Source organism: Rhodococcus sp. O3, from assembly GCF_048897285.1.
Classification (GTDB): domain Bacteria; phylum Actinomycetota; class Actinomycetes; order Mycobacteriales; family Mycobacteriaceae; genus Rhodococcus.
The window spans coordinates 12,833-25,864 of the sequence record NZ_JBMBTE010000040.1 but is presented as its reverse complement, the minus strand read 5'-3'; the positions used below and the strand labels follow the sequence as shown (position 1 = coordinate 25,864).

The 13,032-nt window shown below is 64.8% G+C and carries 8 protein-coding genes and 1 pseudogene; 4 read left to right on the top strand and 5 right to left on the bottom strand.

Annotation, left to right across the window (positions count from 1 at the left end; translation table 11 throughout):
• Positions 1-9: 9 nt before the first annotated feature.
• Entirely contained in the window at positions 10-1,395 is a 1,386-nt protein-coding gene (locus ACN675_RS13615) for a PLP-dependent aminotransferase family protein (RefSeq protein WP_420751344.1), read from the top strand.
• Positions 1,396-1,915: 520 nt separating this feature from the next.
• Here ACN675_RS13615 and glyA read toward each other — a convergent pair.
• The 4 genes from glyA to ACN675_RS13595 form a co-directional block, all read right to left on the bottom strand.
• Entirely contained in the window at positions 1,916-3,187 is a 1,272-nt protein-coding gene (gene glyA, locus ACN675_RS13610; protein ID WP_420751343.1) for a serine hydroxymethyltransferase, read from the bottom strand.
• 652 nt (positions 3,188-3,839) lie between these two features.
• The gene (gene gabT, locus ACN675_RS13605) at positions 3,840-5,180 is read right to left on the bottom strand and encodes a 4-aminobutyrate--2-oxoglutarate transaminase (RefSeq protein WP_420751342.1); all 1,341 of its coding nucleotides are present in this window, start codon (positions 5,178-5,180) and stop codon (positions 3,840-3,842) included.
• A gap of 37 nt (positions 5,181-5,217) precedes the next feature.
• Positions 5,218-6,483, bottom strand: a complete 1,266-nt coding sequence (locus ACN675_RS13600) for a pyridoxal phosphate-dependent aminotransferase (RefSeq protein ID WP_420751341.1) — start codon at positions 6,481-6,483, stop codon at positions 5,218-5,220.
• Positions 6,480-7,802: an aminotransferase class I/II-fold pyridoxal phosphate-dependent enzyme gene (locus ACN675_RS13595; RefSeq protein ID WP_420751340.1), complete on the bottom strand. Its 1,323-nt coding sequence runs from the start codon at positions 7,800-7,802 to the stop codon at positions 6,480-6,482. The genes ACN675_RS13600 and ACN675_RS13595 overlap by 4 nt, the downstream gene beginning before the upstream one ends.
• 61 nt (positions 7,803-7,863) lie before the next feature.
• On the opposite strand from ACN675_RS13595, the gene ACN675_RS13590 reads away from it, so the two are divergent.
• The 3 genes and pseudogenes from ACN675_RS13590 to ACN675_RS13580 all read left to right on the top strand — a co-directional run bounded on the left by ACN675_RS13590 (position 7,864) and on the right by ACN675_RS13580 (position 11,610).
• A complete protein-coding gene (locus ACN675_RS13590) occupies positions 7,864-8,646 on the top strand; it encodes a YggS family pyridoxal phosphate-dependent enzyme (RefSeq protein WP_420751339.1) in 783 nt (260 codons plus the stop codon).
• Positions 8,647-10,056: 1,410 nt separating this feature from the next.
• Positions 10,057-10,677, top strand: coding sequence for a helix-turn-helix domain-containing protein (locus tag ACN675_RS13585; RefSeq protein WP_420751338.1), 621 nt, complete (start codon positions 10,057-10,059; stop codon positions 10,675-10,677).
• A gap of 132 nt (positions 10,678-10,809) precedes the next feature.
• Positions 10,810-11,610: pseudogene (locus tag ACN675_RS13580) on the top strand (serine hydrolase domain-containing protein).
• 472 nt (positions 11,611-12,082) lie between these two features.
• Here ACN675_RS13580 and ACN675_RS13575 read toward each other — a convergent pair.
• The gene (locus tag ACN675_RS13575) at positions 12,083-13,027 is read right to left on the bottom strand and encodes a 3-carboxyethylcatechol 2,3-dioxygenase (RefSeq protein WP_420751337.1); all 945 of its coding nucleotides are present in this window, start codon (positions 13,025-13,027) and stop codon (positions 12,083-12,085) included.
• Positions 13,028-13,032 lie beyond the last annotated feature (5 nt).

Genomic DNA, 13,032 nt, shown 5'->3' with positions numbered 1-13,032 from the left:
AATATCTTCATGGTCAACGATAACAGACCGGCGGAGGTTGCCGCGATCCTCCGGAAGCGGGCGGCTTCGATGCGTGTGGGTGAGAAGCTGCCCCCGGTTCGTCAGCTCTCACGTGAGTTTCAGGCCAGCGCCGCAACGGTTTCCCAGGCGCTCGCACAGCTACAAGCGCTTGGATTGGTCAAAGCGGAACCGGGCCGAGGAACCTTCGTCCTCGGCCGAGATCGGGGTCCGGAACCCGACTATTCGTGGCAATCGCAATCGCTCGGTCACGCACGGGTCGACGCGCGCAGGACCTCCCGGCTCGGAGCTTACGGAACCGCCGACGACATTCAGCTGTCGTGGGGATATCTCGCCCCCGAGTTGCAGCCGCTCGAAGACCTCAGATCCTTGGGTGCTCGCGCAGCGCGAAGCTCGCGGGCGTGGACGATGGCTCCCACCGCCGGCTTTCAGGATCTGCGCAGAGTCTTCTCCGAAGAGTTCCACACCGATCCGAACGATGTTCTGATCGTTCCCGGTGGACAGCAGGCGCTCGTCTACGTGCTGCGCACCCTCACCGGTCCCGGCGCGACGCTGATCACGGAGAGCCCCAGCTATCCTGGCGCGATGGTCGCCGCCCAAGCGGCCGGTCTCGAACTCGTCGCTGTGCCTGCGGACGGCGACGGCATCCGGCCCGACAAACTTGCCGACGCCCTCGAACGCACACACGCTACGGTGATCTATCTCCAACCCTGCTATGCCAATCCGACCGGTGCGGTGCTCAGCGGTCCTCGTCGCGAAGAGGTGCTCCGGCTCGCCGCCCGCCACGGGGCATTCATCGTCGAAGACGACTGGGCCCGGCACTTGGGTATCGACGTCCCTGCGCCTGCGCCGCTGTTCACCCAGGATCCTGACGGGCATGTGGTCTCTATCGCCACCTTGAGCAAATCGGCTGCGCCCGGCCTGCGGGTCGCGGCGATTGCTGCGCGGGGACCGGCCGGTGAACGGCTCCGGGCAGCACGCATCGCCGAGGACATGTGTGTTCCCCCGCTGGTTCAGGAGGTTGCGTTAGGCCTACTCACTTCCACGGCCTGGCCGCGGCACCTCAAGAGAATCCGGTCGCACCTGGCGGAGCGTCGCGACGTGATGCTGGGGGAAATCGCTGCGACGCTCCCGGAGGTGCGAGTTCCGCACACCCCTCGGGGCGGCATCCACCTCTGGGTCAAGCTACCGGAGGGCACCGATACGACGGCGTTGACGGCCGCGGCTCAGGACGCCGCCGTTCTGATCGGGGACGGCAGTCATTTCTACTACGACGAGCCGCCCGCTGCCTATATCCGCCTCTCATATGCCGCCGCCTCGGTCCCGCAGATCAGCGAAGGCATCCGTCGGATCGCGCGGCTCATGGAGAGTTCATGAGCGTGACGTGGCGCGGGCGTGCCGGTCTCATCGATTTGAGTTCCGGGAACGCATCTGACGCGTGTACGACGATCGAGGGCACACGAGCCGGTGATGGTGAGGACACCTCCAGGTCATCGAGGGGTGGACTCGACGCGACGGATCCCGGCGATCGTCTCCGGCATCGCACCGATGGATCGGCGTGCCGATGTTCTGTGCGGCGTCCTGTCCACGAACGTCGCGGACGACGCCGCTCAGATCGCTGCCCGGAACCCGAGAATGTGCCGCGTCACACGTTGCCGGCAGCAGCTGCACCGAGGAGACGCGCGCGGCGCTTCCTTCCGGGGGCACTCGAAGGCCGTTGAGTACCCATCCTCGCGAGCCCGGTCCCTGCGGGTCCGGGGGCGATCCGAACAGTCTCGGTCGACCACGAGTCGGCTACCGAGCTGGGCAGTGGCGGACGTGCCGGCACCCGTTGGATCCGGGCTGTCCGTGGCCTCCCTGCCGGACCGGCAGGGGGCAGGAAGGCCAACTCACGCCACTACCGCAGCAGTCCCGGGTAGAGGGGGTGCTTCTCTGCGAGTGCCCTTGTGCGGGCTTGCAGGGAGGGAATGTCCGGGTTCGGTCTAAGGGCTTGGGCGACGATGTCGGCTGCCTCGATGAAATCGAGTGTTCCGAATCCTCTGGTTGCGAGGGCCGGGGTGCCGAGTCGAACACCCGAGGTTACCAAGGGCGGCCGGGGATCGAAGGGAATGCTGTTGCGGTTGACGGTAATACCGACTTCGTGGAGGACTCGCTCGGCGGTGACGCCATCGATTTCGGAAGTACGAAGATCCACCAGGATGAGGTGGACGTCGGTCCCTCCGGTAAGTACGTCGATACCGCTCGCTCGGACATCCGGGGCAAGGAGTCGATCAGCCACGATACGAGCACCTTCCAAGGTTCGGCGCTGTCTGTCTGCGAAGGGTTCTGTACCGGCGAGCAGGAACGCGGTGGCTTTCGCAGCGACGATATGCATGAGTGGCCCGCCTTGTTGGCCGGGAAAGACATTCCGGTTCAGGATCTTGGCGTAGGTGTCATCCTTGCTGAGGATGAATCCTCCCCGCGGTCCGCCGAGAGTCTTGTGGCTGGTGGAAGAGACGATATCGGCCACGGGCACAGGATTCGGGTGGAGGCCGGCAGCCACCAGCCCAGCGAAGTGGGCCATGTCCACCCACAAGAGCGCACCGATCTCATCAGCGATCTCGCGGAATGCATGGAAGTCGAGATGCCTGGGGTAGGCGGACCATCCGGCGATTATGACCTTCGGTCGGTGTGCGCGAGCAAGATCGCGTACCTGATCCATCTCGATGAGGGACGAGTTTCGACCAAGCCCGTAGGTGACGACGTTGTAGAGCTTACCGGAGAAGTTCAGTGGCATCCCGTGGGTCAGATGTCCGCCGTGATCGAGCCGGAGCCCGAGGATCGTGTCCCCGGGCTGTGCAACGGCGGACAATACAGCGGCGTTGGCGGTCGCGCCCGAGTGGGGTTGAACGTTTGCATACTTCGCTCCGAAGAGCGCCTTTGCACGTTCGATCGCGAGTTCTTCGGCCCTGTCGACAGGCTCGCAGCCGGCGTAGTAGCGGCGGCCCGGGTATCCCTCGGCGTACTTGTTTGTCAGCACGCTACCCGCCGATTCCAGCACCGATACCGGAGCGAAGTTCTCGGAGGCGATCATCTCCAGATACGATCGTTCACGATCGAGCTCGTCGTCGAGAACGGCTCTGATTGCGGGGTCGAGGTGAGCCAACGACGCGTTGAGGTGGTCACTCATATGGTCCTTCTTCCGTTGTTGCACAAGTTGTTCACCCCGAGCCGGGATTGTGTCTGGCGACAGGTCTCGCGCCTTCGTGCTTCGGATCGATGCGTGCTCGGGTATTCAGTGCGCGTTCCGGGCGGAGCCCAGCAGGAACCGCCCTCCGCGACCGGTGAACATCGCGCATCGGTTCGGGAATCAGGATGTCCCCGTCCTCGCGGAGTTCCGTGCAGCACCGGAAAGAGTTTCGCAAAACTCGGGAACGGTAACGATGCCGACGAATCGATAATAACGTTATCTATGGCGCTCACGTATGATGGTAACAGTCAGGGGAGACGCGTTCACGATTGGTCTACTGGGTTCGGGCGAACCCAGCGGCGGAGTCGGGAACTGGTGCCTCCGGGCAGGGCAATCCGCCGATGCAGCGGTGCTCGGCGACGTCGGTTGTATCGCGCGTCGCACGAACGAATGTGCTGTCCACACTCATGTGCGATAGATCTTGTTCAACAACGTATCTGGACGTATGGGTGTCGGCGCCCGTGCATGCGGTGCGGTGCCATATCGAGGTAGGGCAGGATGCGACCCGCATCCGCGGAGTTCGCCGCTACTCGGCTGTTCGGCCACCCACCGTGCTGTGTCGCCTTCTGGACCGGTGGTCCGCGCCGCGCGCTCACGTGTGCAGGCTCAGTGCGTCTTCGATCACGGTGAGTGCGTACTCGAGGAGATCGTCGGTCACATCGAGGGTCGGCAGGAACCTGATGACGTTGCCGTCGCTGCCCGCGGTGATCAGGACCACGCCGCGCCGGGCCGCGTACTCGCTGATTGCAGAGGCGCTGCCGGGCAGTGGGTGAGTCGTCCCCGCCTGGGTCAATTCGAAAGCGATCATCGCACCGTGCCCTCGGATGTCGCCGATGACGGGATGGCGTTCGGCGATCCGACGCAGGCCGTCGGTGAGGGTGGTTCCGATTCGGCGAGCGGCGGCGAACTGCTCCTCGTCTTCCAGGAGGTCGAGGACGGCGTGCGCGGCGGCGATCGACACGGGGTTTCCACCGAATGTGCCGCCGAGGCCGCCAGGCGCCGCGGCATCCATGATCTCCGCGCGTCCTGTGACCCCGGCCAATGGGAGGCCGGCGGCGATCTGTTTGGCGGTGAGCACGACGTCGGGAACGATGCCGAAGAGATCGCTGGCGAACCAGGTGCCGGTCCGTCCAAGCCCGCACTGGATTTCATCGGCGACGAGGATGACGCCGTTTCGGTTGGTCCATTCCTGGAGGGCCGGTAGGTATCCTTCTGCAGGCACGATGAATCCGCCCTCACCCTGGATGGGTTCGACGACGAGAGCCGCGAGGTCCGCGGAGCCGACGCGTTCTTCCAGGTATGTGATCGTCCGATCGGCAGCTTGCTGTCCGGTGAGCCCGTCCCGGAACGGATAGGAGTTCGGCACTCTGTGGATGTCCGGCGCGAACGGCCCGAAGCCGGTCGCGTACGGGACCGCCCGGTGGTTCATCGCGAGAGTCAGATTGGTGCGGCCGTGGAACCCGTGGTCCAAGGACGCAACTGCTCGCCGGCCTGTGTACGCCCGGGCGATTTTCACGGCGTTCTCGACCGCTTCGGCGCCGGAGTTGACGAACATGGTCTTCTTCGCGTGCGATCCGGGGGTCTTTTGGGACAGGCGTTCGGCGAGGCGCACGTATCCCTCGTAGGGCGTGATGCCGAACAGCGTGTGGGTAACCCGGTTCAGTTGCGCAGTTGCCGCAGCGATGATGCTCTGCTGGTGGTGGCCGACCATGTTGACGCCGGCGCCACAACCCAAGTCCAGAAACCTGTTTCCATCGACGTCGATGAGCCATGGACCTTCGGCGTGATCGATGTAGATCGGCAGCGTGCTCCCGATTCCGCGCGGCACTGCCTGGTCTTTTCGGCTGTGGAGCTCTCGGCTTTTCGGCCCTGGAACCTCGGTGACCAGCGCAGGTCCTGTTGAGGTGAATGCGGTCGGAAGAGTCTCGGTCATGCGCGTTCTTTCGTCTCGCTTGGCTTCTTTGGAGTTCTCACATCGCTCGCCGGTGCGGGTGTTGCCGGTAGCCGACGAGGAACCGGGCGAACCGTTCCATGGCGTCGGCGAGTACCGGTGGGCGGGGGAGGAAGGCGATGCGTAGGTGATCTGGGCGTGCCCAGTTGAACGCGCGCCCATGAACGAGGAGGACGTGCTCGGCCTCGAGGAAGTCGAGCACGAGTTGTTCGTCGTCGACGATGTCATGGACGTGGGGGTCGATGCGCGGGAAGGCGTACAGACCGCCTCCGGGCTCGTGGCAGGTCACTCCCGGAATCTCCTGCAGGAGTCGGACAGTCAGCGCGCGTTGTTCGTAGAGTCTTCCTCCCGGAATCCGGAGCGTGGCGATCGTGTCGTCGTGCCGCAACGCCGCGGCGATCGCGTGTTGTGCGGGAACGGAGGCACACATGCGCATCGAGGCCAGTAAGCGAAGTCCTGTGAGGTACCCGTCATCGGGATCGAACCCGGTTGCGACAACCCATCCGGCTCGGTAGCCGGCGACGCGTGAGGTCTTGGACAGTCCCGAGAAGGTGATGCAGGGGTGGGTGGGCGCGACCTGGGCAGTGCTGACGTGGACGTGCCCGGGGTAGACGATCCGGTCGTAGATCTCGTCGGAGAGCAGAAGGAGACCGTGCCGATCCGCGACGGCGGCGATGGCGTCGAGCGTGCGTCGCGAGTACACCGCTCCGGTGGGATTGTTGGGGTTGATGACGACGATCGCCCTGGTGCGGGACGTCACCAAGAGCTCCAGTTCCTCTGTGTCGGGTTCCCATCCGGCGGTTTCGTCGCACCGGTAGTGTCGGGGTACTCCACCGGCGAGCACCGTCGACGCCGTCCACAACGGGTAGTCCGGAGACGGGATGAGCACTTCGTCACCGGGTTCGAGGAGGGCTTGGAGGGTGAGGGTTACCAGTTCCGAGACGCCGTTGCCGATCAGAATATCGTCGATACCCGCAACAGGAAACCCGGGCCGGGCAGCGTAGTGGTCCTGGATCGCTTCTCGGGCGGAGCCGAGCCCTTGTGACTCGGAGTAACCGTGCGCATGTGGAAGAGAGTCCCGGAGCGCCGCGAGCACGACCTCGGGTGCCTCGAACCCGAATGGGGCAGGGTTGCCGATGTTCAGGCGCAGGACCTCCTGTCCCCGCCGTTCCAACTCGGCGGCGCGTTCGTGTACCGGTCCCCGCAGGTCGTAGAGGACTCCGTCCAGCCTCGACGACGAACTCACGGTCAGGGGGCTTGCGGGCGGCGTCTTCTGCGTTGTCACAGTCCTGCTCCTGTCGTATGTGCGGCTGCGGTGGCCTTGGCGAGAGCATCGGCCAGCACTTCGGCGGCGCCCGTGTCGAGTTCGTGGACCGTCAGTCGAAGGCGTTCGGCACCTGACTCGGTACCGAGCGCGAAGCTGTCTCCGGTGCGGACAATCCAGCCGCGACGCATCAGTTGCCCGGCGACGGCGTACGAGTCGGTACCGGCGTTCACCCAGACATTGAGTCCATCTCCGCTGGTGGCGGTGATTTCGCGGTCGCGCAGAAGTTCGACGAAGTGTGTGTTTTTCTGGTGGTAGTGAACGGCGGTGGCGTGGATGCGTTCCTGTACTTCCTCGTCGGTGAGGAGCGCGTGCACGATGCGCTGGAGAAGGTGGCTTACCCACTTCGTTCCGCCACTGATCTGTGTGGCGAACCGCTCCGCGGTACCAGGGTCGCTCGCCACCAGTGCGACACGTAAGTCGGGACCGAGGAATTTCGATACCGACCGCACCAGGGCCCACCGCTGATGGGCGCGCGAGATGATGCTGTGGTAACGGACCTGGGAGAGGAGGGAGAAGTGGTCGTCCTCGATGATCAGCACGTGCGGATGGTCGGCAAGCGCGGCCTGCAATTCTGCCGCGCGTGACGGGGTGAGGCTCACTCCGGTGGGATTGTGCGCGCGGGGTGTGCATACGACGGCGCGGGCGCCGGCCTCCAGCGCCGAATGCAATCCGTCGGCGGTCATCCCCTCGTTGTCGACCGGGACGGGAACAGGCCGGTAGCCCGCCCGCCGCACAGCGTTGATGCTGGTGAGGAAGCAGGGATCCTCCAAAGCGACCGCATCACCCTGGCTGAGTGCCTGGGAGAGCAGCTTCTCGATCGCATCGACAGCGCCGCTGGTGACCGTCAGGCCGAACTCTCGCGGTTGATCGGCGGCGAACTGCGACATTGCCCATGTGCCAAGCCCCGGGTCGATTGTGGGCTCGCCATACAGCACCGGCGGCCGAGATCGCAGGTGCACTGCCGAGGGATCGGGCAGAAGGTTGCGGTCCGGATTCCCGTGGCTGACATCACGCAGAACCGTGTCCGGCGCAAAGCCTTCCTCGACGAACGTCGGGGGCGGAGCGATCGACGTACCCGCGCCCCGATTGGTGATCGCGACACCGGCGATGGCTAGTTGACGATAGGCAGCGACTACGGTGTTGCGATTCACCCCGAGCGACTTCGCTAGCTCGCGAACCGGGGGTAGTCCGTCTCCGGCGCGCAGCGAACCGGTGTCCACCAACAGGCGTATGCTGCCGGCGATCTCGGCTGCTGTTCTGCCTTCGATTCGCTTCACTTCGAATGTCCTTACGTTGCAACGGTCGTCGATATAGTCTAGACCATGTAATATTTGGCCTATGTCAAATGTATCCGATGCATCGAGTGGTCCGGGGTACCCGCGGGCGGAAACGGTCGACGACTTTGCGCGCAACATCGCCTCGGTGCGGGCCCGCATCGAAGCCTCTGCTGCTCGATCGGGTCGCGACGCGTCCGATATCCGTCTGTTGCCGGTGAGCAAGACCGTCGACGAGGACAGGATCCGTCTGGCGGTACAGGCGGGATGCCGTGAACTCGGTGAGAACAAGGTGCAGGAAGCCAAGCGCAAGCATGGGAATCTTGCGGACCTCGATGTTCGATGGTCGGTCATCGGGCATCTGCAAACCAACAAAGCGCGGGATGTCGCCTCGTTCGCGAGCGAATTCCAGGCGTTGGACAGCCTGCGTGTGGCCGAGGTGCTGGACCGCCGTCTCCAGGCGGTAGGGCGTTCCCTCGACGTCTATGTGCAGGTCAACACCTCGGCGGAAGAGTCCAAGTACGGCCTGGAACCAGCCGATGTACCGAGTTTCCTCACCGCCCTACCGCGGTACACGGCGCTGAGGGTGCGAGGACTCATGACACTGGCACTCTTCACCGCCGACACGTCCCGGGTCCGCGGGTGCTTTCGGCTTCTGCGCACTGTCCGTGACCGCGCCCGTGACGCCGATCCGGCTCTCATCGGTCCGGGGGAGTTGTCGATGGGCATGTCCGGCGACTACGAAATTGCCATCGAGGAAGGAGCGGACTGTGTTCGTGTGGGCCAGGCCATCTTCGGCGCTCGTGCCACTGCGAACGACCACTATTGGCCCACTGCGAAGGAATGATCAGTGAGTACTGATCGGGCGACCTGCATCGTCGCCGCCGGTACGAACACCCGGACTCGGCCGCGATTGTCGTCCTGCGGATCAGGTCGCGACCGGGCTACGGCTCGGCCGGCCTCGACGTGGCCGTCCCCGAGCACGAGACCTCCGATCGGCGATGTGCCACAGTACCCACCCCTGCTTCTGTGCATCTCGTCGCGAACCGCATTCGGCACCTCGCAGCCCTCGCCGCGAGGGAGATGGTGAACCGGCCCCGCGGGTTGTCCCTGCAGAAGACCTGCGCCTCGAGTGTCGGCTCTTCCATTCCTTGCTCGTGTTCGAGGACCAGAAGGACGGAGCGGAGGAATTCCTGGAAAAGCACCGGCGGAGGATCCGAAACCGATGACTCTGTACGGCGGGAACTACCGCACGAGCCCGAGCGATCCGGCGACGTCGTGGGCCCGTTCCGCAGCGTGCCCCGATGGGATTCTCGAACCTGACCGGACGTTCGCCACCCTGCGGGTGACGGAATCTGCCGTGGGCTGCCGACGGCGTCCTCAACACATGTGCCACCGGTCTCGACCGGCACTTCGCGGAGGGCGTCAGTGCACGATTCACCTGTCATCGCTACGGCACGACGCGACATCTACCGCGAACTCGTCAGACCTGACGGATTCGGGCTCTTCGGTGCCCGGTGGCTGTCCACTCTTCAAATCGAACCCGGGACCAAGACCTCTCAGTGCCCGCGGCCGAGAAGTACATCAAATATCCTGTCGTGCAATAGAGGTCTGGCGGATCTCGTCCTGACGATTGCGACCTGAGACACCTTGCGCTGCCGTCGATCGGCATGATGCGGGCGTCGTACAGCGACTCGGACACAGAGGATCTGTTGGTCGCCTTCGGGTTCCGCGGAACTGGGTACTTCTCTGTCGTTTGAGTGCGGGACGACCCGGGCCCGGAACATACTTCCAGCGGATCTTCCTCGCAGATCTCGGAAAGTCATGGAGGATCGTCGAGTGAGGCAGACCGCGACTAGTGTTCCCCTACGGTCCATTGCATGTCTCGGAGACATGCTCTCGGGATTCGACCCCCGGACCATGGCCGAACGTGCCGTGCCCGGTTGAGGACTGGGACGAGATCCGACAGTTCACCGACATCTCGTACATGCCTTTCACGGTCCGTCCTACCGAGCGCACCATACCCGCCTCACTGATGTACTCGGCGCAGATCGGGGACATCACCCTGACCCATTTCAGCTACGGCGTTCCTGTACCCCTCGGGGATTTCGCGCCGGATGCGGGACGTATCCTGGTGCTCACCACGCTCCGGGGAGGAACTCGCCACTGGGTGAATCGCCGCGACACAGTGGAACTCGGTGCGGGCAGTCGTTCGTCGCGGACTGCACTCGCACCGGATACCGCCTCGAGGCGGACGGTGGGCACCCTGCAACTGAACCTGACCATCCCACACGACCTGGTCGCCGATTTCGTGCTCCGGTGGTCCGGACGTCCGGCCGACGATCGATTGTGGACCCACAAGTGTGAGATCGGTGGTGTGGGGACTCCGTGGCCCTCACTGATGCAGTACGCGGTAGCGACGCTTGCGTCCACGGGTCAGGCGCCGACCGGTCCGCTCGCAATGAACCTGCAGGAACTGATCGTGACCCACCTGGTCACCGACTGGGTCCGCAGCGCCGGGATCAGTCTTGCCTCCGACGCCCCGCGCTGTGGCCCCGGATATGTACGGCGCGCTGCGGCATACATCGACACGCATGCACAATCACTTCCGACGGTCGCTGAGGTTGCCCGTGCGGCAGGGGTGAGTGTCCGTACATTGTCTGGCGGATTCCGTGAGTATCTAGACACGACACCGCGGGAGATGCTGCGCGATCGCCGTCTCGAGGGGATTCGGCGGGAGTTGCTTACCAATCCTTCGGCGACAGTCGTATCGGTCGCCGGCGCGTGGGGCTACGTGAACATGGGGGTCTTCGCCGCGGCTTACCGTCGCCGGTTCCGAGAGAACCCATCGGACACCCTACGTCGCGGTGCTGAGTAGCTTCTGCGGATGATCTCGCCGCTCACAGACGGTTGTTGCCGATCGAAGATGTGGCGGGCGCCGCGGCGCTTCTAGCGTGAGTTGGACATCACAGGCTACGTCCGGACGGGACGTTCCGACGAAGGGATCGACATGCTCACGCGCGAATCGCTCGACGCCACCCTGCTGCCCATTCTCGACTCGGTCACTGCCGGTGACGCCGCCGGCCGAGTGCCGGGTGTGGCCGCTGCGGTTACCGACCGGAAGGCCACCGTGTTCGAGGCGGCGGCCGGGTCGAGGTCGTTGTCCACCGGGGCACCGGTAACCACGGACACGGTGCTCGCGATGTTCTCGACAACGAAGGCGGTCACAGGCACCGCGGCGCTGCAGTGTGTGGAGGACGGTTTGGTCGATCTCGACGCGCCGACGGCCACCTACGTTCCCGAACTCGGCGAGGTCGCGGTGATCGAGGGTTTCGATGCCTGGGAAACCCGCTCTTGCGGGCACCCGAACGGCCGATCACGACCCGAATGTTGCTCCTGCACACCGCCGCATTCGGCTACTCGTTCTTCGTGGTTGAACGAGGGTGACGGTCCGGGTGGCCGGGTGCTGAAGTCGGCGACGGTGCGCGACGCGGTCGTGGACGGCCTGGACGGCCGGAAGATCACCTCGTTCCGTGCGGTGGAACCGGAGTACACCAACGCTGCGGAGTTCTTTCCAGGACAGACGAAATCGTGGGCCATGACCTTCATGGTCAACGACGAGCCGGCGCCGACCGGGCGCCCCGCCGGAGCGCTTGGTTGGGCAGGGCTGGCCAACCTGTACTACTGGATGGACCGGTCGAACGGGGTCGCCGGAATCTGGGGCACGCAGATCCTGCCGTTTGCAGACGCGGTCTCCCTCGGTGGCTACCTCAACTTCGAGACGGAGGTCTACCGGATGCTGAGAAGCTGATATGCGAGACGCGAAATTGTTTGATCTGGAGTGTTTTACGAGAACCGTTGCGCGACTGATCTGTGTGGGGTCGTCGTCGGATTCGGTGCTGGCGAGCCAGGTCGAGGACTCTGTCCGAGAGATGGCCACGACCTGATCACCTCGTACATGCTCGCCGCCGCTTCGGCCGACGGGGGCATCCGGCATGTCGCAGACATGGCATACCGTTTCTGCCGGAGTTCTCCGGTTATCCGGCATCGCACGACTACCGTGGCACGGCGTGCGGCGAGCTGGCGGACTGCTGGCCCCGGCGTCGTCCGGGCATACGCGGGTGGCCCGATGCTCGACCACCGCGCAGCCACCGCCTGATCGCCCTCGGATCACCGTCCCGCGCTCGGGCCCCACACACCACAGGTTCCGTTCCCCGTCGGTGTCGGCGGGGACGGAACCTGTCGTATTGCGCCCCGAAACGGGACTGGCCGCGGCGCGGGGATCACTGATGGCGCGGGACCGCCGTGGTGACAGAGAAGCCGGCGATCCATTCCGGGACCGGCTCGTAGAACCGGGATTTCATCGTGTAGGGTCCGGTAGCCGCGAGCGAGGCGTAGGCGGCGATCCAAGTCCGCACCTCGTGCGAAGATCCGCCACCTTCTGTGCTCATCCACTCGACGGTCCATCGGTCGACGTCGGCGAGCGAGCCGCTCTCGAAGGTATCGAGCACCCGGTTGTCCCAGGTGGGGTTGAGAGGGATCATCGTGGTCGATCCGGCGGCGTAGTCGCGTCCTGCCTGGATCACCCGCTCCTCGCCCCTCGCTCGCTGTTCGGGGGTGGGCAGATGACCTTCGATGAGGGCGTCCGCGACTCGCGGGGGAGCACCGTCGAGGATCGGGACCGGTGGGTCGTGGGAGAGGCCGCCCGAGGCGAGGAACAGTACCCGCTTGTCCAGTGCAGCCGCGGCTTCGCCAACGGCGGTGCCTAGTGCGCGGATCCGGCTGACGGGGCCGAGCGGGGTGGCGACCCCGTTCACGAAGATCGGCACCACCGGCACGCGGTCGACGCCGCCGAACAGCACCTCGAGGGGCTGTACGAAACCGTGGTCGACGATCATCCGGGCGGAGACGGTCAGGTCGATGCCACGATCGAGGACGCCCTGAGCGAGGATCTTGGCGGCGGTGGCATCGACCGAGAGCGGTCCAGCCTGCGAGCCGAAGTCGCCGACGGCACGGGCCTCGGTGGCGAGGCAGAAAGGGGGCATTTCCTTGTAGAAGAACCCATTATAGTGGTCCGGCGCGTAGAGAACGACGAGTTCGGGGTCGAAGTCGCGGACGAACGCGCGAGCGCCTTCGACGGCGGTGTCGACGCGGGCGAGGACCCCTGGGGCCGGGTCGTTCTTGCCGATCAGGGGTGAGTGGGAGAGGGCGACGAGGGCCGTGGTCATGGGTG